Annotated in this window: 18 protein-coding genes and 3 tRNA genes; 10 read left to right on the forward strand and 11 right to left on the reverse strand. The window is 69.0% G+C overall.

Annotation, left to right across the window (positions count from 1 at the left end; translation table 11 throughout):
• The first annotated feature begins 447 nt into the window (after window positions 1-447).
• Together DDF62_RS08285 and DDF62_RS08290 are read left to right on the forward strand one after the other, a co-directional pair.
• Window positions 448-1,653: a saccharopine dehydrogenase family protein gene (locus DDF62_RS08285; RefSeq protein WP_116488685.1), complete on the forward strand. Its 1,206-nt coding sequence runs from the start codon at window positions 448-450 to the stop codon at window positions 1,651-1,653.
• 18 nt (window positions 1,654-1,671) lie between these two features.
• Window positions 1,672-2,844 carry a carboxynorspermidine decarboxylase gene (locus tag DDF62_RS08290; protein WP_116488686.1) on the forward strand — a complete coding sequence of 391 codons (1,173 nt, stop codon included), beginning with the start codon at window positions 1,672-1,674 and terminating at the stop codon, window positions 2,842-2,844.
• Between the two features lie 18 nt (window positions 2,845-2,862).
• On the opposite strand, the gene DDF62_RS08295 is transcribed toward DDF62_RS08290, so the two are convergent.
• From DDF62_RS08295 to DDF62_RS08315, 5 genes are all read right to left on the reverse strand, one after another.
• A complete protein-coding gene (locus DDF62_RS08295; RefSeq protein ID WP_116488687.1) occupies window positions 2,863-3,513 on the reverse strand; it encodes a flavin reductase family protein in 651 nt (216 codons plus the stop codon).
• Between the two features lie 195 nt (window positions 3,514-3,708).
• Window positions 3,709-5,106, reverse strand: a complete 1,398-nt coding sequence (locus DDF62_RS08300) for an efflux transporter outer membrane subunit (RefSeq protein ID WP_116488688.1) — start codon at window positions 5,104-5,106, stop codon at window positions 3,709-3,711.
• 146 nt (window positions 5,107-5,252) lie between these two features.
• Window positions 5,253-8,438 carry an efflux RND transporter permease subunit gene (locus tag DDF62_RS08305; RefSeq protein ID WP_116488689.1) on the reverse strand — a complete coding sequence of 1,062 codons (3,186 nt, stop codon included), beginning with the start codon at window positions 8,436-8,438 and terminating at the stop codon, window positions 5,253-5,255.
• Window positions 8,439-8,603: 165 nt separating this feature from the next.
• Complete coding sequence (locus DDF62_RS08310) at window positions 8,604-9,779, reverse strand: efflux RND transporter periplasmic adaptor subunit (RefSeq protein WP_116488690.1); 1,176 nt, start codon at window positions 9,777-9,779, stop codon at window positions 8,604-8,606.
• 58 nt (window positions 9,780-9,837) lie between these two features.
• On the reverse strand, window positions 9,838-10,017 hold the full coding sequence (locus DDF62_RS08315) for a hypothetical protein (RefSeq protein ID WP_101716749.1): 180 nt from the start codon (window positions 10,015-10,017) through the stop codon (window positions 9,838-9,840).
• 168 nt (window positions 10,018-10,185) lie between these two features.
• On the opposite strand from DDF62_RS08315, the gene DDF62_RS08320 reads away from it, so the two are divergent.
• Window positions 10,186-10,827, forward strand: a complete 642-nt coding sequence (locus DDF62_RS08320; protein WP_116488691.1) for a TetR/AcrR family transcriptional regulator — start codon at window positions 10,186-10,188, stop codon at window positions 10,825-10,827.
• 118 nt (window positions 10,828-10,945) lie between these two features.
• Here DDF62_RS08320 and DDF62_RS08325 read toward each other — a convergent pair whose 3' ends face one another.
• Entirely contained in the window at window positions 10,946-11,413 is a 468-nt protein-coding gene (locus tag DDF62_RS08325) for a low molecular weight protein-tyrosine-phosphatase (RefSeq protein ID WP_116488692.1), read from the reverse strand.
• A gap of 73 nt (window positions 11,414-11,486) precedes the next feature.
• Window positions 11,487-11,563, reverse strand: a tRNA-Arg gene (locus tag DDF62_RS08330).
• Between the two features lie 287 nt (window positions 11,564-11,850).
• On the opposite strand from DDF62_RS08330, the gene ggt reads away from it, so the two are divergent.
• On the forward strand, window positions 11,851-13,608 hold the full coding sequence (gene ggt, locus DDF62_RS08335) for a gamma-glutamyltransferase (protein ID WP_116488763.1): 1,758 nt from the start codon (window positions 11,851-11,853) through the stop codon (window positions 13,606-13,608).
• A gap of 128 nt (window positions 13,609-13,736) precedes the next feature.
• On the opposite strand, the gene DDF62_RS08340 is transcribed toward ggt, so the two are convergent.
• Both DDF62_RS08340 and DDF62_RS08345 read right to left on the reverse strand, forming a co-directional pair.
• Complete coding sequence (locus DDF62_RS08340; RefSeq protein WP_101711763.1) at window positions 13,737-14,168, reverse strand: acyl-CoA thioesterase; 432 nt, start codon at window positions 14,166-14,168, stop codon at window positions 13,737-13,739.
• A gap of 15 nt (window positions 14,169-14,183) precedes the next feature.
• Window positions 14,184-14,465: a zinc-finger domain-containing protein gene (locus DDF62_RS08345; protein ID WP_116488693.1), complete on the reverse strand. Its 282-nt coding sequence runs from the start codon at window positions 14,463-14,465 to the stop codon at window positions 14,184-14,186.
• 144 nt (window positions 14,466-14,609) lie between these two features.
• Between DDF62_RS08345 and DDF62_RS08350 the strand changes: the two genes are divergently transcribed.
• The gene (locus tag DDF62_RS08350) at window positions 14,610-15,572 is read left to right on the forward strand and encodes an ABC transporter ATP-binding protein (protein WP_116488694.1); all 963 of its coding nucleotides are present in this window, start codon (window positions 14,610-14,612) and stop codon (window positions 15,570-15,572) included.
• A 212-nt stretch (window positions 15,573-15,784) separates the two neighbouring features.
• On the opposite strand, the gene DDF62_RS08355 is transcribed toward DDF62_RS08350, so the two are convergent.
• Window positions 15,785-16,690 (reverse strand): 5'-methylthioadenosine/S-adenosylhomocysteine nucleosidase, encoded by a 906-nt coding sequence (locus DDF62_RS08355; protein ID WP_116488695.1) that lies wholly within the window; start codon window positions 16,688-16,690, stop codon window positions 15,785-15,787.
• A gap of 137 nt (window positions 16,691-16,827) precedes the next feature.
• On the opposite strand from DDF62_RS08355, the gene DDF62_RS08360 reads away from it, so the two are divergent.
• From DDF62_RS08360 to DDF62_RS08375, 4 genes are all read left to right on the forward strand, one after another.
• Entirely contained in the window at window positions 16,828-17,886 is a 1,059-nt protein-coding gene (locus DDF62_RS08360) for a purine nucleoside permease (protein ID WP_116488696.1), read from the forward strand.
• 3 nt (window positions 17,887-17,889) lie between these two features.
• A complete protein-coding gene (locus tag DDF62_RS08365; protein WP_116488697.1) occupies window positions 17,890-19,206 on the forward strand; it encodes an NCS2 family permease in 1,317 nt (438 codons plus the stop codon).
• 58 nt (window positions 19,207-19,264) lie between these two features.
• A tRNA-Arg gene (locus DDF62_RS08370) sits at window positions 19,265-19,341 on the forward strand.
• Window positions 19,342-19,362: 21 nt separating this feature from the next.
• A tRNA-Arg gene (locus tag DDF62_RS08375) sits at window positions 19,363-19,439 on the forward strand.
• Between the two features lie 351 nt (window positions 19,440-19,790).
• On the opposite strand, the gene DDF62_RS08380 is transcribed toward DDF62_RS08375, so the two are convergent.
• Window positions 19,791-20,348 (reverse strand): DUF1353 domain-containing protein, encoded by a 558-nt coding sequence (locus DDF62_RS08380; protein ID WP_165832199.1) that lies wholly within the window; start codon window positions 20,346-20,348, stop codon window positions 19,791-19,793.
• Between DDF62_RS08380 and DDF62_RS08385 the strand changes: the two genes are divergently transcribed.
• Entirely contained in the window at window positions 20,347-22,233 is a 1,887-nt protein-coding gene (locus tag DDF62_RS08385) for a trypsin-like serine peptidase (RefSeq protein ID WP_244286754.1), read from the forward strand. The genes DDF62_RS08380 and DDF62_RS08385 overlap by 2 nt on opposite strands.
• Window positions 22,234-22,264 lie beyond the last annotated feature (31 nt).

Genomic DNA, 22,264 nt, shown 5'->3' on the forward strand with positions numbered 1-22,264 from the left:
GGCCCAGCTGCCCGTTGCTTCCCAGGACGAAACCCGAACTGCGCTCCAGCCCAAGGCCCGCGCCAGCCACCACAGCAACCATCATCCGCCCCTAGATGCGACGATGCGGGCGCACAATGCCCGCCTATGCCCTAGGTCGGCGGCTCGACATTTTCGTTTAGGGAAAAATCCCTCAGGTGGAAAACGCGCCGCGTCCAACCTGCGGGCGCGGGAAGGGCGGCGCGCGCCTCTCCGAACGATCCGCCTGGACGAGGCGCGCGCAAGTCAGACACGCGCCCGCCATCAAGCTCGTGTAATGGTTCAGGATCTTTCAGGTCTTGCCGGGTTCATGCGGCCTTCGAATGCGGAGGCCGATCGTTCCTATCGAAGACCTGGTCCACGTGATAAGAGGCCCGCCCCCCAGAATCAGGCCGAGGGCGGGGCGGTAGGCGTTAGGAGAAGCCAAAAATGAGCAGGGTGCTGGTTATCGGCGCAGGTGGCGTTGGTTCGGTCGCTGTCCACAAGATGGCGATGAACACGGATATTTTCTCGCACATCACCTTGGCGAGTCGCACGAAGTCCAAATGCGACGCCATCGCCAAGTCGGTGCTGGAGCGCACGGGCGTGACCATCGACACCGCGGCGATCGACGCCGACGACGTCGCCGCCACGACCGCGCTGATCAAGTCGGTAAAGCCGGCCCTGGTGGTCAACCTGGCGCTGCCCTACCAGGACCTGGCGATCATGGACGCCTGCCTGGCGTCCGGCGTGAACTATCTCGACACGGCCAACTACGAGCCGCGCGACGAGGCCAAGTTCGAATACAGCTGGCAGTGGGCCTACCAGGACCGCTTCAAGGACGCCGGCCTGATGGCGCTGCTGGGCAGCGGCTTCGACCCGGGCGTGACCTCGGTGTTCGCGACCTACACCAAGAAGCACCTGCTGGACCGGATCGACACGCTCGATATCCTCGACTGCAACGGCGGCGACACCGGCCTGCCGTTCGCCACCAACTTCAATCCCGAGATCAACCTGCGCGAAGTGACCGCCCCGTCGCGCCACTGGGAAAGCGGCCAGTGGATCGAGGGTCCGGCGCTCAGCCACAAGCAGGTGTTCGACTTCGAGGGCGTCGGCCCCAAGAACATGTACCTCATGTACCATGAGGAGCTGGAGTCGCTGGCCAAGTTCTATCCGGAGATCCAGCGCATCCGCTTCTGGATGACCTTCGGCGACAGCTACCTCAAGCACCTGGAAGTGCTGGGCAATGTCGGCATGACCAGCATCGAGCCGATGATGTTCCAGGGCCGCGAGATCATCCCGATGGAGCTGCTCAAGGCGCTGCTGCCCGAGCCGTCGTCGCTGGGTCCATTGACCAAGGGCAAGACCAACATCGGCACGATCGCGACCGGCGAGAAGGACGGCAAGGCCCGCACCGTCTACGTCAAGAACATCTGCGATCACGAGGAAGCCTACGCCGAGACCGGCAACCAGGCCGTCAGCTACACCACGGGCGTTCCGGCCATGATCGGCGCGGCCATGATGCTGACCGGCAAGTGGCGGGGCGCGGGCGTGTTCAACATGGAGCAGCTCGACCCCGATCCGTTCATGGACATGCTGAACCAGCACGGCCTGCCCTGGACGGTCGAGGATCTGGCGGCTCCGCTGGCTTTCTAAGGACCAAGAACGAGACCCATGGAAACCAGGGCCGGTGATCCGGGCGCCTTCGCGCATTTCGACCTGAACCGCGTCGCCTCGCCCGCCTTCGTGGTGGACGAGGTCGCGGTGCGGCGCAATCTGGCCGTCCTCAAGGACGTGCGCGATCGCGGCAACGCCCGCGTGCTGCTGGCCCTGAAGGCCTTTTCCATGTGGTCGCTGGCGGACGTCGTCGGGGAATATCTCGACGGCGTCTGCGCTTCGGGCCTGTGGGAGGCGCGGCTGGCGCGCGAGTTCTACAAGGGCGAGCTGACCACCTACTCGCCGGCCTACAAGGCCCAAGACCTGCCCGAGATCCTGCGGCTGTCCGACCACGTGATCTTCAACTCGCCCGACCAGGTGGCGCGTTTCGCCGACCTGATCGCCAAGGCCCGCGCCGAGGGCGAGGTGTTCGAGATCGGCCTGCGGCTGAACCCCGAACATTCCGAGGGCGAGGTCGCCAAGTACGATCCGGCCCAGCCCTGCTCGCGCCTGGGCTTCCCGGTGTCGCAGCTGCGGCCCGAGCACATGCGGGGCGTCGATGGTCTGCACATCCACGCCCTGTGCGAGCAGGACTTCGAGCCGCTGGCCCGCATCTGGGCGGCGGTCGAGCCCAAGCTCGCTCCGCTGCTGGGCGGGGTGAAGTGGCTGAACCTCGGCGGCGGCCACCACGTGACCCGCGCCGACTACCAGACCGACCGGCTGGTCGCGTTCCTCAACGAGGTGGCCGATCGCCACGGCGTGCAGGTCTATCTGGAGCCGGGCGAGGCCGTGGCGCTGGACGCCGGCATCCTGGTCGGCGAGGTGCTGGACGTGTTCGACAACGGCATGCCCATCGCCATCACCGACATCTCGGCCACCTGCCACATGCCGGACGTGATCGAGGCCCCGTATCGTCCCGCCATGCTCAAGGAGCCGACCGAAGGCGTCGCCGTGCGCCTGGGCGGCCCGTCCTGCCTGGCCGGCGACATCATCGGCGACTACGTCTTCGCCGAGCGCCCGGCGCCGGGAACGCGCATCGCGTTCCTCGACCAGGCCCACTATTCGATGGTCAAGACCAACACCTTCAACGGCGTGCCGCTGCCCGCGATCGCGCTGTGGAACAGCGACACCGACGTGCTGCGGCAGGTCCGGGCGTTCGACTACGCCGCGTTCCGCGACCGGCTTTCCTGATAGCGTCGGCCTGAGGCGCTAGCCGGCCGGCGGGATGTCGGCCTTGGTGGGGCGGAAGATCTCGAACATCGCGGCGGGGTCGACGGCGACATAGTCGCCGCGGCCGCCCCAGCGCAGGATCGGCCGACCGGCGGGCGCGTCGTAGACGCGGTCGTCACGGATCAGCCGGCGGTCGATGTGGACGGCCACGACCTCGCCGAAGGTCATCCAGGTCTCCACCGTCTCGCCGGCCGCCGTGGTCAGCTGGAACGACTGGGTGACTCGGCACTCGAAGTTCACCGGGCTTTCCAGCACGCGCGGCGCGGCGATCAGCGTGCTGTCGACCGGCGTCAGGCCGGCCAGCTCGAACTCGTCCTGGCCGGGGGCGGCGGGGGCCGAGGTCATGTTCATCGCCTGGGCCAGCTCGCGCGTGGCCAGGTTCCAGCAGAAGACGCCGGTGGCCTGGATGTTGGCGATGGTGTCCTTCCAGCCCGTCGAGGCGAAGCCGACGATCGGCGGGGTATAGTTGAAGGCGTTGAAGAAGCTGTAGGGCGCGAGGTTGCGCCGCCCCTGGGCGTCGACGCTCGAGATCCAGCCGATCGGGCGCGGGCCGACGATGGAATTGAACGGATCGTGGGCCAGGCCGTGGCCGTCGCGGGGGTGGTAGACGTAGGCGTCGGCGGCGGCCATGCAGTGGGATCCTCGGTGGAGCCTCGTGCAGGTAGGGACGGGGGAGGGGTTCGGCAACAAGATGCTCCCCCTGAAGGGGGAGCTGTCGCGGAGCGACTGAGGGGGAAGTGACTGCGAAACCGGCTAATGCGGCGGCAGCTGAAAACGCCCCCCTCCGGCGCTTCGCGCCACCTCCCCCGGAGGGGGAGGATCTTTCTAGCTCCACCCGCCTCCCAGCGCCTTGTAGATCGCCACGACGTCGGTGTTCACGCCGGTCTCGGCGACGGTCAGCGAATCCTCCGCCGCCAGCAGGGTGCGTTCGGCGTCGAGCAGCACGAGGAAGTCGATGCCGCCCTCCTTATACTGGATGCGCGCCAGCTCGGCGGCGCGGCGCGAGGCGGCGGCTTGGTCGGCCAGGCTTTTGAGCCGGGCCTGGCGCTGGGCGTAGGAGACGAGCGCGGTCTCCAGGTCCTCGATCGCCGCCAGCACGGTCTGGTCATAGGCCGCCAGCGCCGCGTCGTTGCGGGCCTCCGCCGCCTTCAGCCGCGCGCGGGCGCCGCCGAGGTCGAGCGCAGGCCAGCTGACCGCCGGGGCGACCGACCAGGCCTGGCTGGCGCTGTTGCCGAAGCCCGACGACGTGCCCGAAAGGAAGCCGACGAAGCCGGTCACCCGCACGCGCGGGAAGAGGTCGGCGGTGGCCACCCCGACCTTGGCGGTCTGGGCCGCCAGGCGCCGTTCGGCCGCCTGCACGTCGGGGCGACGGCGCAGGAACTCGGACGCCTCGCCGATCGGCAGGGCGGCGACCAGCGGGGCGGGCTCCTCGGCGCGCGGGGCCAGCTGGGCGTCGAGCGCGCCAGGGCGCTGGCCGGTCAGCACGGCCAGGCGGTAGTTGGCGCGTGTGGCGGCGGTGACGAGGTCGGGGATCGTGCCTTCGGTGGCGTTGAGGCGGGCCTCGGCGCTGGCGACGTCGATGGCTCCGCCGGCCCCGGCCTCGAACCGCACGCGGGTCAGGCGCAGGGTGTCGCGCTGGGTCTCGAGGTTGCGGCGGGCCACCGCCAGTCGAGCCTGGGCGCCGCGCAGTTCCAGGTAGTTGCGGGCCACCTCGGCGGCGACGCTCACCTGAACATCATGCAGGTCGGCCTGGGCCGCGCCGGCCTCGGCGCTGGCGGCCTGCACGCCGCGGCGCACGCGGCCGAAGAGGTCGATCTCCCAGGCCGCGTCGAGCCCGGCGCGATAGCTCTCGACCTCGACCCGCTGGTCGGAGAAGCCGGGCTGCTGCTGCTTGGTGTCGGTATAGCCGCCCGAGGCGGTGACGCGCGGGATCTGGTCCAGGCGCGCGTCCTTGAAGAGGGCGCGGGCCTCGTCGACGCGGGCCACGGCGACCTTGAGATCGAGATTGGCGGCCAGGGCCTGGGACACCAGGGCGTCTAGCGTCGGGTCGCCGAACGCCTTCCACCACTGGGCCTCGGGATTGGCGATGGTGGAGACGACGGCGGGCGTCGCGTTCTGGAGCGCGACGGGGGCGGTGGCCGGGGCCTTGTAGGTCGGGCCGACGGCGCAGGCCGTGGCCAGCAGCGAGACGCCGGCGACGAGAGCGACTTTAAGAAAGGTCATGGGAAACCTCGGAAGGTCTCCCTTCCCCCTTTGATGGGGGAAGGGGCGGGGATGGGGGTGACAGCGTTTCAGGATGGGGAGCCGGCCGACGCCGCTTCACCCCCACCCCTGCCCCTCCCCCATCGAGGGGGAGGGGAGCGGTTGGGTCAGTGCGCCTGCGCCTCCACCGCCGGCGGGGCCGTCTTGACGGTCGCCAGCGACTTGCGGCCCGAGAGCCGGCGGATGACGTAGTAGAACACCGGCGTCAGGATCAGGCCGAAGACGGTGACGCCCAGCATGCCGGAGAACACCGCCACGCCCATGGCCCGGCGCATCTCGGCCCCGGCCCCGTGCGACACCACCAGCGGCCAGACGCCCATGATGAAGGCGATCGAGGTCATCAGGATGGGACGCAGGCGCAGGCGGCAGGCTTCGAGCACCGCCTGGAGCGGCGTGTCGCCCTCGATCTCGCGTTCGCGAGCGAACTCGACGATCAGGATGGCGTTCTTGCACGCCAGCCCCACCAGCACGATCAGGCCGATCTGGGTGAAGATGTTGTTGTCGCCGCCGGTCACCAGCACGCCGACCAGGGCCGACAGCAGGGTCATCGGAACGATCAGGATCACCACCAGCGGCAGGCTCCAGCTTTCGTACTGGGCGACCAGCACGAGGAAGGCCAGCAGCACGCACAGCGGGAAGATGTAGATCGCCGTGTTGCCGGCCAGGATCTGCTGGTAGGTCAGCTCGGTCCATTCGAAGCCGATGCCGCCCGGCAGTTCCTCGGCGGCGATCTTCTCCAGCGCCGCCTGGGCCTGGCCGGTCGAGAAGCCGGGAGCCGGGCCGCCGTTGATCTCGGCGGTCAGCATGCCGTTGTAGTGCATCTCGCGGTCGGGACCGGTGGCCTCCTTGAAGCTGACGAAGGCGCCCAGAGGGATCATCTGGCCGTCGCCGTTGCGGGTCTGCAGGCGCAGCATCTGCTCGGGCTGCAGGCGGAAGTCCTGGTCGGCCTGCACGTTGACCTCGTAGGTCCGCCCGAAGCGGTTGAAGTCGTTGACGTACAGCGAGCCCAGATAGACCTGCAGGGTCTCGAACAGGTCGGTCAGCGACACGCCCTGGGCCCGGGCCTTTTCACGATCGATGTCGGCCTGGATCTTGGGCACGCTGACCTGGTAGCTGGAGAAGACGCCGGCCAGGGCCGGATCCTTCTGCGCCTTGGCGATGATCGCCTGGGTCTGCTTGTAGAGCTCGTCCGAGCCGAGGCCGGCCTTGTCGACGATCTGCATGCGGAACCCGCCGATGGTGCCCAGCCCCTGCACGGACGGCGGGGGGAAGACCGCGATCTGGGCGTCGGGGATGGCGGCGAACTTCTGGTTCAGCTGGCCCACGATAGCGCCGGCCGAGAGGTCCTTGCTCCTGCGGTCCTTGAAGTCGCTGAGCGGGAAGAACACCGCGCCGGAATTGGGGCTGTTGATGAAGCCGTTGGCCGACAGGCCCGGGAAGGCCACCGAATGCTCGACGCCCGGGGTCTTCATGGCGATGTCGCCCATCTGCTTGATCACGGCCTCGGTGCGGTCCAGCGAGGCGGCGTCGGGCAGTTGCACGACGGCGACCACATAGGCCTTGTCCTGCTGCGGCACGAAACCGGACGGGGTGCGGGCGAAGGCCAGCGCCGTCAGCAGCAAGAGGCCGCCATAGACGAACAGCGAGGCGGTCGAACGGCCCAGCGTCGCCTTCACGCCGCGGACATAGCCGTTCGAGGCGCGGTGGAAGACCTTGTTGAACGGAACAAACAGCCAGCCCAGCAGGCGGTCGATCAGCTTCTGGAAGCGGTCCTTGGGCGCGTGGTGCGACTTCAGGAGCACGGCGGCCAGGGCCGGCGACAGGGTCAGCGAGTTGATGGCCGAGATGATCGTCGAGATGGCGATCGTCAGGGCGAACTGGCGGTAGAACTGGCCCGACAGGCCGGTGATGAAGGCGGTGGGGATGAACACCGCGCAGAGCACGAGCGCCACGGCGATGATCGGGCCGGTGACCTCGCTCATCGCCTTGCGGGTGGCCTCGGGCGGCGAGAGGCCGTTCTCGATGTGGCGCTCGACGTTCTCGACCACGACGATGGCGTCGTCGACGACGATGCCGATGGCCAGCACCAGGCCGAACAGGGTCAGGGCGTTGAGGCCAAAGCCCAGCAGCAGCATGATCGCGAAGGTGCCGATCAGCGACACCGGCACGGCCAGCAGCGGGATCACCGAGGCGCGCCAGCCTTGCAGGAAGATCACCACCACGATGACCACCAGGATGATGGCCTCGATCAGGGTGTGGACCACCGAGTCGATGCTTTCCTGCACGAAGGCCGTGGTGTCGTAGATGATCTCGTAGTCGACGCCCTCGGGGAAGTCCTTCTTCAGCTCCTTCATGGTCTTCTTGACCTCGGCCGCCATCTCCAGGGCGTTGGAGCCGGGGCGCTGGAAGATCGGCACGGCGACGGCCGACTTGTTGTCCAGCAAGGAGCGCAGGGCGTAGTTGTTGGCGCCCAGCTCGACGCGGGCCACGTCGCCCAGGCGGGTGATCTGGCCGTCGGCGCCCGAGCGGATGATGACGTCGCGGAACTGGTCTTCGTCGGTCAGGCGCCCGGGGGCGTTGATCGACAGCTGGAAGTCGGCGCCCGAGCCGGCGTTGGGCGGCGCGCCCAGCTGGCCGGCGGCGACCTGGACGTTCTGCTCGCGCAGGGCGCGGACGACGTCGCCGGCGGTCATGCCCAGCGCCGCGACCTTCTCCGGATCCAGCCACACCCGCATGGAATAGGCGCCGGCGCCGAAGATCTGCACGTCGCCCACGCCGTCGATGCGCTTGAGGCGGTCCCGCACGTTCAGCTGCGCGTAGTTGCTGAGATACAGCATGTCGTAGCGGTTGTTGGGCGAGATCATGTGCACGACCAGGGTCAGGTCGGGCGAGGCCTTGTTGGTGGTCACGCCGATGCGCTGCACCTCCTGGGGCAGTTTCGGCAGGGCCTGGGCCACGCGGTTCTGCACCTGCACCTGGGCCTTATCCAGGTCGGTGCCGAGCGCGAAGGTCACGGTCAGGATCATGGCCCCGTCCGAGGCCGACTGGGACGACTGGTAGATCATCCCCTCGACGCCGTTGATGGCCTGCTCCAGCGGGGCGGCCACGGTCTCGCCGATCACCGACGGGTTGGCGCCGGGATAGGCCGCGCGCACGACGACGGTCGGCGGCACCACCTCGGGGTACTCGCTGATCGGCAGGTTGGGCAGGGCGACAAGCCCCGCGATGAAGATGACGATGGACAGCACGGCGGCGAACCGCGGTCGTCCGACGAAGAATTTTGCGAAGTTCATGGGGAGCGTCCGGGGAGGAGAGGGACGTAAGAGGTCGTTCCCTCCCCCTTTGATGGGGGAGGGCTAGGGTGGGGGTGTCTGCGGCGGTGGGGCTGGCGCCTTATCCTGACGCGCTGTCACCCCCATCCCCGGCCCATCCCCCATCGAGGGGGAAGGGAGAGGGCGTTAGTTCTGGCTCGTGCTCGTGGCCACGGCGGCCACCTTCCGCGGGCCGACTTCCAGCTGGCCCAGATCGGCCGCCTGCGTCTTCACGGCCACGGGCGCGACCGTGTCGCCCGGCTTGACCTTCTGCAGGCCGCCGACGATCACCCGGTCGCCGGGCTTGAGGCCCTGGCGAACGACGCGCAGGTTGCCGGCCAGCGGACCCACCTCGACCGGGCGGTACTGGGCCTTGTTGGCCTGGTCGACGACGATCACGTAGCGCTTGCCAAGGTCGGTCGCGATGGCGCGGTCGGGGGCCAGGGCCACCGTCTGGCTGGCGGCGCTGACCAGGCGGATGCGGGCGAACAGGCCCGGCGTGAACTTGCCGTCGGCGTTGGCGAAGATCGCCCGGCCGCTGATCGTGCCGCTCTTGGCGTCCAGGGCGTTGTCGATGAACGACAGCTTGCCCTCGTGCGGATAGCCGTCCTCGGTCATCAGTCCCATATAGACCGGGCTTTCCTTGCCGCGCTCGGCGGCGGCGTACTTCAGGAAAGTCTGCTCGTCGGCGCTGAAGGCCGCGTAGATCGGCGCGTCGGAGACCACCGTGGTCAGCATGTCGGCCTGGGTGACCAGGTTGCCGCGGGTGATCAGGGCCTTGGAGACCCGGCCGTCGATCGGCGAGGTCACGCGGGTCCATTCCAGGTTCAGGCGGGCGGTCTGCAGGGCGGCCTGGGCGGCGGCCAGATTGGCCTGGGCGGCCTTCTCTTCCGAGGCCAGGCGGTCGAATTCGCTGCGGGCCAGGGCGTTCTGGTCGATCAGCCGCTGGCCGCGCTCGCGGTTGACGACGGCCAGATCGAGGCCGGCCCTGGCGCGGGCCACTTCGGCCGAGGCGCGGGCGGCCTCGGCCTGGAACGGGCGCGGGTCGATCTCGAACAGCACCTGGCCCTTGCGGACATAGGCGCCTTCGGAAAAGCGCACGCTGTTCACATAGCCGCCGACCCGGGGGCGGATGTCCACGGTGTCGACCGCCTCCAGCCGGCCGGTGAAGTCGTCCCACTGGCGCAGCGACTTGAAGGCCACGTCGGCGACGGTGACCTGCACGGCGGGGGCGGGGCCCTGTTCGGGCTTGGCCTGGGCGCTGCAGGCGGAAAGGACCGCCAGCGCGGCGAGGCCGGCGAAGGTGTTGATGGCTTGGCGCATCGGAAGACCTGTCGAAAGAGACGCTCGGGGAGGAGCGGACGGGGAGGGGACGCTCGGACTATTCCCAGGTCGGCGGGCGATAGGGCCGCGACGACCGGGTGCGGGGCTTGGGCGCGGCGGCCTTGCCGATCCACCGCTGGATCGACCGGCCGTGACGGGCCGCGCTGGCCAGCCACCCCGTGGAGAGGCAGGCCGCGGCGGCTTCGGGGGCGGCGGTGATGTCGCTCGCGTTCGGCATGGCTTGCGCTCCGTTCAGAGGGTAAGAGGGTGAGAAATGTCGCAGGGTCTGTTGCTTGACTTGGCTCGGCGGAATGACGATTTAGGATGTGACGATACCGTTCGGTATCACTCCCTGGCGGAGAGATACTGACCGGTAACTCTCACGTCAAGGCGAGGTGCTACGAAAATGGCTGCGAGAAAATCTGGGGAGGTCGGCTCGGGGGAGCTGGGAGCCGGGACGGCGTGCGCGCCGGACGGCCCGCCGGCGTCCAAGAGGCCCGCCCGCGACCGGATCTTCGAGACGGCCCGCGAGCTCTTCTACCAGCACGGCATCCGGGCCGTCGGCGTCGAGGCCATCGCGGCCGAGGCCGAGGCCACCAAGATGACGCTGTACCGGAACTTCCCCTCGAAGGACGAGTTGGTCGCCGAGGTGCTGCGCGAGCAGGAACGCGAATACTGGGCCTGGTGGGACGGCGTCACGGCCTGCTGCTGCACCGATCCGCGCGCCCAGCTGGAGGCGATCTTCGACGCCTTCGAGACCAAGGCCTGCGACATGAACGTCCACGGCTGCCCGCTGTCGAACGCCGCCATCGAGCTGCACGAGGAGAACCACCCGGCCCAGCAGGTGTCGGTGAACTACAAGCGCTCGCTGCACGGCCGGCTGATCGACCTGTGCCGCCGCGCCGGAACCACCGACGACGAGCTTGCCGACGCCCTGATGCTGCTGATGGAGGGCTCCTACACCGCCCGCGTCACCCTCGGCGCCGACGGCCCGGCCCGCTCGGTGGCCCGCGCCGCCCGCAGTCTCATCCGCGTGCACCTGGGCTAGAAAGGTCCTCCCCTTCTGGGGGAGGTGGCCCGAAGGGGCCGGAGGGGGGGGCGTTTTCAGCTTCCGCTGAACTTGGACGTTCCTTCCCTCTCCGTCGCCTTCGGCGACACCTCTCCCTTCAGGGAGAGGGCCTCAGTTTGGCCGCCAGCCCGCGCGCGCCAGCCACGGCGTCGGCCCAGGTCACCTCGAACCCGGCCTCGTCGCCATAGTAGGGATCGGCCACGGCCTCGCCCGCGCGCCCGTCCACGTGATCCAGCAGCAGGCTCAGCCGCGCCCGGCTTCCCGCCGGCGCCAGCTGTCGCAGGTTGCGCAGATTGTCCAGGTCTAGCGCCACCACGTGGTCGAAGCGCTCGAAGTCGGCCGCCGTCACCTGCCGCGCCGCGTAATGCCCGATCTCCACCCCATGCCGCCGCGCCGTCGCCTGCGCCCGCCGATCCGGCGGATCGCCCGCGTGCCAGCCGCCCGTCCCCGCCGAATCCACCACGACATCCAGCCCCAGCCGCTGCGCCTCCAGCCGGAACGCGGCCTCGGCCAACGGCGAGCGACAGATGTTGCCCAGGCAGACGAAGAGTACGGAAACGGTCATAGCCCAGCGCTACGGCCAAACCCGCCGCGCCGACAACCCGGAATTTTCAGGAGATTCTTCAAGGAAAAGAAAATGGCGCGCCCGGAACGATTCGAACGTCCGACCCTCAGATTCGTAGTCTGATGCTCTATCCAGCTGAGCTACGGGCGCGCACTGCCTTGCGGCGAGGCGGGGGAGATACCCCGTACCCCTGGGGTGCGCAAGCGTCTTGTCGCAAGAAAGTCGCCAAGTTCGGTGGATAACTGCGCGATCCCTTGGCGCATAAGGATTTCTGGGCGTGAAAAAGATGTCGCAGGGGCGTGCGGCGGCGATTTTTCGCGAGCGTGGTGGCGGCGTCGGGGGCATGGTTCGTCGAATCCCCGTCGTCCGAGTCGGCTTTCCGACGCCACGGGCGACCCGTTTCGCGCCCGATGTCCGCCCGCCTGAAGGATCCGCCCATGCGCCTGCCCGTTCTCGCCGCCCTCGCCGTCCTGACCGCTTGCGGAGGGATCGCCGGCTGCGCGACCGCGATGGGGCCGCAGGCGGCGGCGACCGTCCCCAGAACCGCCCCGGCCACCGCCGGCGCGGCCGCCGCCTACAGCCCGCGCGGCATGGTGGCCTCGGCCAATCCGCTGGCGACGGAAGCGGGCCTGCGGGTGCTGCGCGAAGGCGGCTCGGCGGTGGACGCCGCCGTGGCCGTGCAGGCGGTGCTGGGCCTGGTCGAGCCGCAGAGCTCGGGCCTGGGCGGCGGTTCGTTCATGGTCTTCTACGACGCCAAGACCGGCAAGGTGACGGCCTATGACGGCCGCGAGACCGCTCCGGCTGGCGCGACGCCTGCCCTGTTCCTGGGCGAGGACGGCAAGCCGGTGTCGTTCATCGCCGCGGTGCTGTCGGGCCGCTCGACCGGCGTGCCGGGCGCGGTGGCCATGCTGGCCCAGGCCCAGAAGGAGCACGGCGCCATCGGCTGGGACCGCCTGTTCCTCGACGCCGAAAAGCTGGCCGACCAGGGCTTTGTCGTCAGCCCGCGCCTGGCCTCGATGATCAACGGCCGCTCGCCCCAGGGCCAGACGGCTGATGCCGCGGCCTATTTCACCAAGCCGGACGGTCGGCGCTACCAGGCCGGCGAGACGCTGAAGAACCCGGCCTACGCCGCCACCGTGCGCCGCCTGGCCGCCGAGGGGCCGTCGGCGCTGTATGAAGGCCCGCTGGCGGAAGCCATCGTCGCCAAGCTGCACGAGGGCGAGCGTCCCTCGGCCATGACCCTGGCCGACCTGAAGGCCTATAAGCCACGCTCGGCCGACGCCCTGTGCCGTCCGTGGAAGGTCTACAGCGTCTGCGTGCCCAAACCGTCGTCGAGCGGCGTCTCTTTGTTGCAGGCGCTGCTGATGCTCGAGCACACCGACATTTCCAAGCGCAACCAGAACGACCCGATCGCCTGGACCCAGATCGCCGAGGCCGAGCGGGTCATGTACGCCGACCGCGACCGCTATGTCGGCGACCCGGGCAAGGTCAGCGTGCCGGTCGAGGGCCTGCTGGAGCCGGCCTATGTGAAGGAACGCGCCAAGCTGATCGGCGAGACGGCCGGCCCGGCCCCGAGCTTCGGCCTGCCCAAGGGCGCGCCCAAGGTCGGCCCGGACTCGACGATCGAGCCGGGCGGCACGACCCATTTCGTGATCGTCGACGCGGCCGGCAACGTGGTGTCGATGACCACCACGGTCGAGAGCATCTTCGGCTCGGGCCGGATGGTCGGCGGCTTCTTCCTCAACAACCAGCTGACCGACTTCAACTTCGCGCCGACCGACAAGGACGGCCTGCCCGGCGCCAACGCCGTGGCCGGGGGCAAGCGCCCGCGCTCGTCGATGTCGCCGGTGGTGGTGCTGGACGACAAGGGCAAGTTCCTGGCCGCGGTCGGCTCGCCGGGCGGCTCGGCCATCCTGTCCTACAACCTCAAAGCCATGGTGGGCGTGTTCGACTGGGGCCTGTCGATGCAGGACGCCGTGGCGCTGCCGAACCTGGTGGCGCGGGGGGATACGTTCTCGGGGGAGGTGAACCGCTTCGGCCCCGAGCTTACCGCGGCCCTGCAGGCGCGGGGCGTGATGGTCAAGGAAGGCCAGAACGAGAATTCGGGCCTGCACGGGGTGATCGTGCGCGCTGGCGGCAGGCTCGAGGGCGGCGCGGATCCGCGTCGCGAGGGCGTGGCCAAGGGGCTGGAGTAGTTTTTGAAATCCTCCCCTGAAGGGGGAGGCAGCCCGGAGGGCCGGAGGGGGAAGGGGCTACTGATGCGCCGCGATCACTTCCCCCTCAGTCGCTTCGCGACAGCTCCCTCTTCAGGGGGAGCATCTTATCAAGGCAGCGGGCGCGGCTTGCGGTCTTCGCCGATGGCGACGAACGTGAACACGCCCTGCGTCACCTTGTGGGCCTTTTCGCCGTCGCGGCGGCGGCGCCAGGCCTCGACCTCGACCTTCAGCGAGGTGCGCCCCGTATGGACGATGCGGGCGAAAAGGCTGACCTCGTCGCCGACGAACACCGGGCTGATGAACACCATGCCGTCGACGGCGATGGTGGCGCAGCGGCCGGCCGCCCGGTGGAAGGCGATCGAGGCCGCGGCCAGGTCCATCTGCGACAAGAGCCAGCCGCCGAAGATGTCGCCTTCGGGGTTGGTGTCGGACGGCATGGCGATGGCGCGCAGGACCGGCGGATCGTGCGGCCACTCGGCGGCTTCCCACGCCTTGGCGAGGGTCTCGGCGCGCGGGCCGGAGAGCGAGGAATCGTCCATCTGGGCTAGTCGGCCTTAGTGGCCGCTCGGGCCTTCGTAGACGCCGGGAGCCAGGCGTTCGTCCTCGTCATGGCCGGCATGCTCGGCGGCGATGAAGCGGCGGTCGCAATAGGGGCAGTCGACCGAGCCGGCCGCGCCCATCTCCAGCCACACGCGCGGGTGGCCCAGCGCGCCGCCGACGCCGTCGCAGGCGATGCGGTGCGAATGGACGTGCACGATCTCCGGGGCCGGGCCGGCGCTGACGGCGACGTCCATGGCGGTGGGGGCGGTCGGAGCTTCGGACTTGGCCTTGGCCATGGGGGAACTACCTTCGAATTCTGAGCGCGGCCTTGGCTAGGCGGCGAACGAGGCATACCTATGCGACGCGTCGGCGCCGCGTCAATTCGACGAAGCCGCGCACGCCCCTGTTTTCAAGGCCTTCCGCCCCCGATTGGACGCTTCATGGACCTGCCTGCCTACGCGATCGAAGCCGAGGGCCTGTTCAAGACCTATCCCGCCACCAAGACCGCGCCGGAAAAGCGCGCGCTGAACGGCATCGACCTGAAGGTGCCGCGCGGCTCGATCTTCGGTCTCCTGGGTCCGAACGGGGCGGGCAAGTCGACCTTCATCAACATCCTGGCGGGCCTGACCCGCAAGTCGAGCGGCACGGTGAAGATCTGGGGCCGCGACATCGACGAGCGCCCGCGCGACGCCCGCGCCGCCATCGGCGTGGTGCCGCAGGAACTGGCCGCCGACGTCTTCTTCACCCCGCGCGAGTCGCTGGAAGTGCAGGCCGGCTATTACGGCGTGCCCAAGAACCAGCGCCGCACCGACGAACTGCTCAACGCCCTGGGCCTGGGCGACAAGGCCAACGCCTATGTCCGCCAGCTGTCGGGCGGCATGAAGCGGCGCCTGATGGTGGCCAAAGCCATGGTCCACCAGCCGCCGGTGCTGATCCTCGACGAGCCGACCGCCGGCGTCGACGTCGAACTGCGCCGCCAGCTGTGGGAATATGTGAAGGGCCTGCACGAACTGGGCGTGACCATCGTGCTGACCACCCACTACCTGGAAGAGGCCCAGGAGCTGTGCGACCAGATCGCTATCGTCAACCGCGGCGAGGTGGTGGTGTGCGAACCGACCCCGACGCTGCTGGGCCGGATGGACATCCGCAACGTGGTGGTGACCCCGGAGAGCCCGCTGGCGACGCCCCCGGCGCTGGAGGGCTTCGAGACCAAGGGCCGCGCCGGCGGCGCCTTCTCGGTCAGCTACCGCACCGGCCAGTCCAGCGTCGAGCACGTGCTGGCCGCCGTGCGCGCGGCCGGCGTGTCGATCAAGGACATCGCGACGGAAGATCCTGACCTGGAGGATGTGTTCGTGTCGCTGACCTACGGCGACCCGAACGCCAAGGATCCGCTGAAGACGTAAGGTTCGTCTACGGAAAACCTCTCCCATGGGGAGAGGGAGGGGCCCGCGCCGAAGGCGTGGGAGGGTGAGGGAGTAAACCGTTGGCGGTCCCGTCACCTCAAGTCCCTCCCCCCGTCCGGAGAGTCCGAAACCCCTCACCCTCCCATGCTGCGCATGGGCCCCTCCCTCTCCCTCTGGGAGAGGTTTTCCTGGGCGTGAAGGGTCACTCCGCCTTACGGCAACGCCTTCACGAACGCCCGCACCACGGTCGCCGAATTGTCCGCCGCCAGGCGCAGGAACACCGGGAACTGGTTGGTGGCCGGATCGCCGCCGGCCAGGTCCGACAGGCTGCGGAAGGCGATGAACGGGGTCTTGTTGACGTAGGCCACCTGGGCCACGGCGGCGCTTTCCATGTCGAGCACGCGGGCGCCGAAGGTCTTGTGGGCGTAGTCGCGGAAGGCGGCGTTGTCGACGAACACCGGGCCCGAGCCGCCGCCCCCGCCAACCACCACCTTGGGCGGCTTGGTCAGGCACTGGTCGGCCGCGCAGCGCTTCAGGGCCAGGCCCTCCACCGACTTGCGGGCCAGGGCGATCAGCTCGGGATCGGCGGTGAACGACAGCCGGTCCTCGGGCTTGGCCGGATCCTGCGCCACCGTCACCGCGCGCGGATGCATCATGCCGAAATTGGGCAGGTCGCTGACCAGGCCCGGCGTGGGCGCGAAACCGCCCGGAACCTCGCGGGCATAGGCCATCTCCGAGGTCTGGGCCCAGGTCTCCGGCGCCACCACGTCGCCGACTTCCAACTCGGGATCCGCCCCGCCGGCCACGCCGGAAAAGACGATGCGGCTGACGTGGAAGCGATCCAGCGCCGCCTGGGTGGTCATGGCGGCGTTGACCATGCTGATGCCTGACAGGAACAGCACCACCGGCTTGCCCTCCAGCGTGCCGGTGACGAAGCGCGTTCCGGCGGCCGTGAATTCCTTCTTGCCCGTGGTCGCCGCCTCCAGCGCCGCCATCTCCGGCGGGAAGGCGCTGACCACGGCGGTGCGCGGCGCGGCGTCGAAGCGTTCGGCGGCCTGGCCCGCCAGGGGCGCCAGCAGGGCGGCGCAGGTCAGGGCGAGGGTCGGGACGATACGCATGTCGAGGGCTTCCGGTGGTCGATTCGCGCGCACCCTAGCCCCCCGTGCGCCGACGCAGGAAGGCCCGGCGGCGAAGCTGTTGCATCCTCCGCCGCTTCCGACGATTTTCGCGCCGTTTTTGAAGTAGCGGGGCAGGCATGCGGGCTTGGATCTTGAGAACATTGGTCGTTCTGGCGACCGTCATCGGCGCAAGCCTTCCTGGGCTGGCGCAGGCGGCGACCAAGCCCATCCCGATCAAGGTGGTCGTCGTCACCACCTTCGAGATCGGCGCCGACACCGGCGACGTGGCCGGCGAGTTCCAGCCCTGGGTCGAAGGCTGGCCGCTGAAGCGCGAGATCAAGGTGCCGGGCATCCGCCACGTCGCCCGCTATTCCGACGACGGCGTGCTGGCCATCGTCAGCGACATGCGCGGCCGCACCCGTGAAAGCGTCGCGGCGCTGATCCTGTCCAGCCAGTTCGACCTCTCCAAGGCCTACTGGATCGTCAGCGGCATCGCCGGCGTCGATCCTGCGTCCGCCTCTGTCGGCAGCGCCGCCTGGGCCCGCTACGTCGTCGACGCCGATCCGATCTACGAGGTCGACGACCGCGAGATCCCGGCCGACTGGCCCTACGGCCTATATTCCAACGACGCCGACCGTCCGAACGTGAAGGGCAAGGCCGAGGGCTCCAGCGCCATGGTCTGGACCCTGGATCGCGGCCTGGTCGACTGGGCCTACGACCTGACCAAGGCCGTCGCCCTGCCCGACAATCCCGACCTTCAGAAACTGCGCGCCGGCTATGCAAAGGAGCCGCAGGCCCAGCGCCCGCCGTTCGTGCTGCAAGGCGACGCCCTGGGCGCGGTGCGCTTCTGGCACGGCACGCATCGCACCCAGTGGGCCCGCGACTGGGTGAAGCTCTGGACCGACGGCGCGGGGACCTTCACCATGAGCGACTGCGAAGACCAGGGGATCCTCGACGTGCTCGACGCCCATGCCGACAGCGGCCGCATCGACCGGCGCCGGGTCCTGGTGCTGCGCACGGCCAGCAACTACACGCGCCCGCCACTGGGCGAGCCGACCTTCCCGCGCGTGCTGCACGACGACGGGGCCAAGGCCGCCTTCGAAGCTGAATTCCTGGTCGGGGGCGTCGTCGCCCGCGATCTCGTCAAGAACTGGGACCGCCGCGCGCTGGCCCTGCCCAAGGTCGGAGCCCGCTAAGCCATGCTCGAACGTCTCTTCAAGCTGCAGGCCCTGGGGACCAACGTCCGCACCGAGGTGCTGGCCGGCTTCACCACCTTCATGACCATGGCCTACATCGTCGTGGTCAACCCGGCGATCCTCAGCGAGACCGGCATGCCGATCGCCGCCGTGGCCGCCGCCACCTGTCTCGCCGCCGGCCTGGGCTCGATCCTGATGGGCCTGATCGCCAACTACCCGCTGGCGCTCGCGCCCGGCATGGGCCTCAACGCCTACTTCACCTACACCGTGGTCAAGGGCATGGGCGTACCGTGGGAAACGGCGCTGGGCTGCGTGTTCATCTCGGGCGTGGCCTTCCTGATCCTGACCGTGGCGGGCATCCGGCAGATGATCGTGGCGGCCATCCCCCGGCCGCTGTTCTCGGCGGTCGCCGCGGGCGTTGGTTTGTTCATCGCCTTCATCGGCCTGAAAAGCGCCGGCGTCATCGTCGCCGACCCGGCCACCGCCGTGGCCCTGGGCGACCTGACCACGCCCTCGGCCGCCCTGGCCCTGATCGGCCTCGTCCTCATCGCCGCCCTCCAGGCCTGGCGGGTGAAGGGCGCGATCCTGATCGGCATCCTGCTGGCCGCGATCGCCGGCTGGCTGCTGGGCCTGTCGAAGTTCACGCCGGGCGCCTACAGCCTCGGCGACCTGTCGGCGACCTTCTTCAAGATGGATGTCGGCGCGGCCCTGCACCTGCAGGGCGGCATGGGCGTCGCCCTGCTCGAGATCATCTTCGTCTTCCTGTTCGTCGACCTGTTCGACAATGTCGGCACCCTGGTCGCCGTCACCAAGAAGGCGGGCCTCGTCGAGCCCGACGGCACGATCCCGCGCCTCAACCGCATCCTGACCGCCGACTCCGCCGCCACCATGATCGGCGCGGCGGCCGGCACCAGCACCGTGTGCAGCTATATCGAGAGCGCCTCGGGCGTCACCGCCGGCGGCCGCACCGGCCTGACCGCCGTGGTGGTCGGGATCCTCTTCCTGATCACCCTGTTCTTCGCCCCGCTGGTGCAGGCGATCCCGGCCGCCGCTACGGCGCCGGCCCTGGTGCTGGTCGGCGCGCTGATGATCGGTTCGCTGGCGGAAGTGGACTGGGCTGACCCCACCGTGGCCATCCCCGCCTTCCTGACGGTGATCACCATCCCCCTGACCTTCTCGATCGCCAACGGCCTGGCGTTCGGCATCACCAGCTACGCCGTGCTCAAGGCCGTGACCGGCAAGCTGCGCAAGGGCGACTGGCTGCTCGTCGTCCTCGCGGCGCTGTTCGTGATCCGCTTCGTCTATCTGGCGAAAGGCTGACCAAAACCCTTTGCGCGAGCGCGGCTTTCGGCTAAGACCGCGCTTCCGCAAGGCGGATGCACCCGTAGCTCAGCTGGATAGAGCGTTGCCCTCCGAAGGCAAAGGTCACACGTTCGAATCGTGTCGGGTGCGCCAGTCCTCCTTGCCAAGAAATGCGCGCCCGTAGCTCAGCTGGATAGAGCATCAGACTACGAATCTGAGGGTCGGACGTTCGAATCGTTCCGGGCGCGCCATTTTTCCTGACATCGTTGAAAACGTTGCGGCTTTACCGTCGGGGGACCGTCCTTCGGCGATTGCTGCACCAGCCTGCTACACAATTCAGACTTACCCTTCGGGAGGTCTACGACACTATATATGGCCGATCCGGCGCGGGATTGGTCGCCCCGTACCCAATTGGCCTACGACACAACAAGACGGATGGTTCTCGCCATCCTTGGCGAAGAGACGCCGATCCGTTCCGTCATCCGCGCCAACCGCCGTGAATTGATCGATGTGCTTCGCTGGCTACCCCGCCATTCATCGAAGCTAAAACCGACCGAGATCGCTCTGGCCCGGACGTCCACGTCGACGGCCCGGTCCTGCGGCTAGGGGCGGTAGTCGGGGCGCGGCGGGACCGGCCAGCGCCGCTGGTAGTGAGCGTCCGCCGTGAACGACGGGGCGCGCCGATCGCCGGTGCGCCAGTCCCCGAAAGCCTTGGCCCAGGTGGCGGTCTCCTTGGTGTAGGCCCCGCCGCCGCCCAGCCGCACCGTCTGGTACATGATCGTGCGACGCGGCCGGCTGACGCCCAGGTCCTTCATGGCGTCCAGGAAGATGCGGTCGGCGAAGGCGCGCTGTCCGGGCTCGCCGATCAGATAGAGCCAGTCGTGCAGGACGGCGGCCTTGGCGTGGCGGCCGAACGGCGGGAACACGCCTCGCGCGACCGCCGGGATCGAGGCGAAGTCGGTCACATAGCCCTCGGGTACGTCGATCTGCGCGCCTGAGGCCGGATGGATGTAGCGGAAGGCGAAGGTCACGATGGCGCAGGTGCGCCCTTCCTTCTCGTCCTTGCTGTCCAGCACGGCCACCACCAGCGGCTTGGGCATCATCTGGGGATAGGCCTCGAGGCCTTTCTCGACCGGTGGCTGGAGCGTCACGAAGGGCATGGCGGTTCTCCTCGGCGCGGCCTGGGCGCACCCGGACGGCGGGTTACGCCTCCGAGGCGTGTGCCGATTGTCATTGGCAATTCATAGTTGTGTCGCGGGAAATTCAAGCTCAAACTTGAGCTTGGGGGACGCGATGGTCAGCAGGACGGATATCGAGGACGCCATACGGGCCGATCCCGTGCGCGCCGAGCAGGCCCTGAAGGCCATCCAGGGCGGCGTCCAGCCTCCCGTGACCCTTGAAGCGCTGAGGCCCGTGGCCGAGGAACGCCGCATGTCGTTGGCGAGCATGCTGGCTGATCGGCTGGAGAAGCAGGGGCTGCTCGAAGCCTATGGCGAGGCGCTGGCCGGGCGCGAGACCGCCGCGCCCATGGATCGGCGGGTCATTGATTTCAGCGCCTTCGAGCGGGTCGGAAAGGCGGCGGCCTGCCGGATCGTGCTGGGCGACAACATCACCGGATCGGGCTGCCTGATCGGGCCCAGCCTGGTGTTGACGGCCTGGCACGTGATCGCCAGCGGAGGGCCCGACACCATCGATCCGATCCGCGAGCCGATCAGCGTGCTGCTCGCCGACCAGACGCGACGCAGCGTGCTCAAGGTCAACCACTACCTGTCGCCCTGCACGATCGCGGAGTTCGCCAACGAGTTTCCGGCCAACGACGCCGACTTCGTCGACTGCCACGACGTGGCGTTGCTGCGACTGAGCCGCCCGGACGGCATGCGGCTGAACTTCCTGCGCGTGCCGGACGTGGCGCCGAGGCTGCCGTCGCAGGCCAACGTATTCGTCCTCGACTTCCCGAAGGGGCGTCCAATCGGCTGGGGCATCGGCCGGGTCGATCCCATCGTCGGCCTCGAGGCCCGCGTTCCTCACGACAGCGCCACCGACGGCGGTTCGTCCGGGGCGGCCTGCGTCAATACGCGCTACGAACTGGTGGGCATTCACCAGGGGCGGTGGGCCCTGGCGCGCCGGCTTGTGCCGCTGACACGCTTCCACGGGCCGGTCATGGAGCAGGTGCGGACCGACGTCGCACCCCGGTTCCTGTGGTCCCTGAACGATACCCTCGATGGCCGGTTGGTCATCGGCCGCGATCTCTTCTTCGAAGGGGTGGCGGAAGCCTCGCGCCCCGGTGCGCGCGTTCGCGGTCTGCGGGTCAGCCGCCTGGACGTCAAGGCGGGAACCGCGGGCTTGGCTTTTTCGGCGGCGCTGCTGGAGAACGTGCTGGAGCGTGACCCGGGCCGTCACGTCCTGATCCGCCTGGGCTTCGACCAGCCCATGCTGGATCTGCTGGAGCTGGTTCGCCGGCGCGCCGCCGAGGCGGGCCTGACGCTGAAGCCCGACGCGGCGCCGGAGGGGGCGCGGGCCGGCGATACGACGCCCGAGGCGGCCGCCTGCGATGAGGCCCGGCGGCTGGCGGAGGCGCTGGACGAGGCGGTCCTGGCCAAAGGGCCCGACCGGCTCTTGTGGTTTTTCTTCGAGAACGCGGCCGCGGGCCTGATTGAAGGCGAACGTATCGCCTTCGAGGCGTTCGTGGGCGCGGCGCTCCAGCAACCGCGACTGCGGATGGTGATCGCCGGCTTCGAGACCATAGGCGCCCCGGGCGAGGAGTTCACCGACGCCGGGACGGGCGCCGAGGAGGGGGCGGCGGGCCTGGTCGTGGAGTATGTCGGCCAGATCAAGCGCCGCGAGGTCGAGATCCTGGTCGAGCGCGCGGGACGCGCCTTGCAGCTGGACCTGGGGGACGTCGGCGTTCGGCAGATCACGAACCGGGCGCTCAAGAACTTACCCTCGCAGAACGGGGTCTTCGACATCGTCCACAGCGTCGAGATCGTGGCCGTCGTGCGCAAGAGGCTGGCCGAGTGGCTCGATGACCAGGAGGAGGGGTCGTGAACGTTTCCGACCCGCCCCCGCCGGAGCTGGA

The organism is Caulobacter radicis (assembly GCF_003094615.1).
GTDB classification, from domain to species: Bacteria; Pseudomonadota; Alphaproteobacteria; order Caulobacterales; family Caulobacteraceae; genus Caulobacter; species Caulobacter radicis.

What these genes read in the sequence shown, in the direction of transcription:
- DDF62_RS08285 (WP_116488685.1), top strand. Translation starts at nt 448, where the DNA reads ATGAGCAGGGTGCTGGTTATCGGCGCAGGTGGCGTTGGTTCGGTCGCT.
- DDF62_RS08290 (WP_116488686.1), top strand. Translation starts at nt 1,672, where the DNA reads ATGGAAACCAGGGCCGGTGATCCGGGCGCCTTCGCGCATTTCGACCTG.
- DDF62_RS08295 (WP_116488687.1), bottom strand. Translation starts at nt 3,513, where the DNA reads ATGGCCGCCGCCGACGCCTACGTCTACCACCCCCGCGACGGCCACGGC.
- DDF62_RS08300 (WP_116488688.1), bottom strand. Translation starts at nt 5,106, where the DNA reads ATGACCTTTCTTAAAGTCGCTCTCGTCGCCGGCGTCTCGCTGCTGGCC.
- DDF62_RS08305 (WP_116488689.1), bottom strand. Translation starts at nt 8,438, where the DNA reads ATGAACTTCGCAAAATTCTTCGTCGGACGACCGCGGTTCGCCGCCGTG.
- DDF62_RS08310 (WP_116488690.1), bottom strand. Translation starts at nt 9,779, where the DNA reads ATGCGCCAAGCCATCAACACCTTCGCCGGCCTCGCCGCGCTGGCGGTC.
- DDF62_RS08315 (WP_101716749.1), bottom strand. Translation starts at nt 10,017, where the DNA reads ATGCCGAACGCGAGCGACATCACCGCCGCCCCCGAAGCCGCCGCGGCC.
- DDF62_RS08320 (WP_116488691.1), top strand. Translation starts at nt 10,186, where the DNA reads ATGGCTGCGAGAAAATCTGGGGAGGTCGGCTCGGGGGAGCTGGGAGCC.
- DDF62_RS08325 (WP_116488692.1), bottom strand. Translation starts at nt 11,413, where the DNA reads ATGACCGTTTCCGTACTCTTCGTCTGCCTGGGCAACATCTGTCGCTCG.
- ggt (WP_116488763.1), top strand. Translation starts at nt 11,851, where the DNA reads ATGCGCCTGCCCGTTCTCGCCGCCCTCGCCGTCCTGACCGCTTGCGGA.
- DDF62_RS08340 (WP_101711763.1), bottom strand. Translation starts at nt 14,168, where the DNA reads ATGGACGATTCCTCGCTCTCCGGCCCGCGCGCCGAGACCCTCGCCAAG.
- DDF62_RS08345 (WP_116488693.1), bottom strand. Translation starts at nt 14,465, where the DNA reads ATGGCCAAGGCCAAGTCCGAAGCTCCGACCGCCCCCACCGCCATGGAC.
- DDF62_RS08350 (WP_116488694.1), top strand. Translation starts at nt 14,610, where the DNA reads ATGGACCTGCCTGCCTACGCGATCGAAGCCGAGGGCCTGTTCAAGACC.
- DDF62_RS08355 (WP_116488695.1), bottom strand. Translation starts at nt 16,690, where the DNA reads ATGCGTATCGTCCCGACCCTCGCCCTGACCTGCGCCGCCCTGCTGGCG.
- DDF62_RS08360 (WP_116488696.1), top strand. Translation starts at nt 16,828, where the DNA reads ATGCGGGCTTGGATCTTGAGAACATTGGTCGTTCTGGCGACCGTCATC.
- DDF62_RS08365 (WP_116488697.1), top strand. Translation starts at nt 17,890, where the DNA reads ATGCTCGAACGTCTCTTCAAGCTGCAGGCCCTGGGGACCAACGTCCGC.
- DDF62_RS08385 (WP_244286754.1), top strand. Translation starts at nt 20,347, where the DNA reads ATGGCGGTTCTCCTCGGCGCGGCCTGGGCGCACCCGGACGGCGGGTTA.
- DDF62_RS08380 (WP_165832199.1), bottom strand. Translation starts at nt 20,348, where the DNA reads ATGCCCTTCGTGACGCTCCAGCCACCGGTCGAGAAAGGCCTCGAGGCC.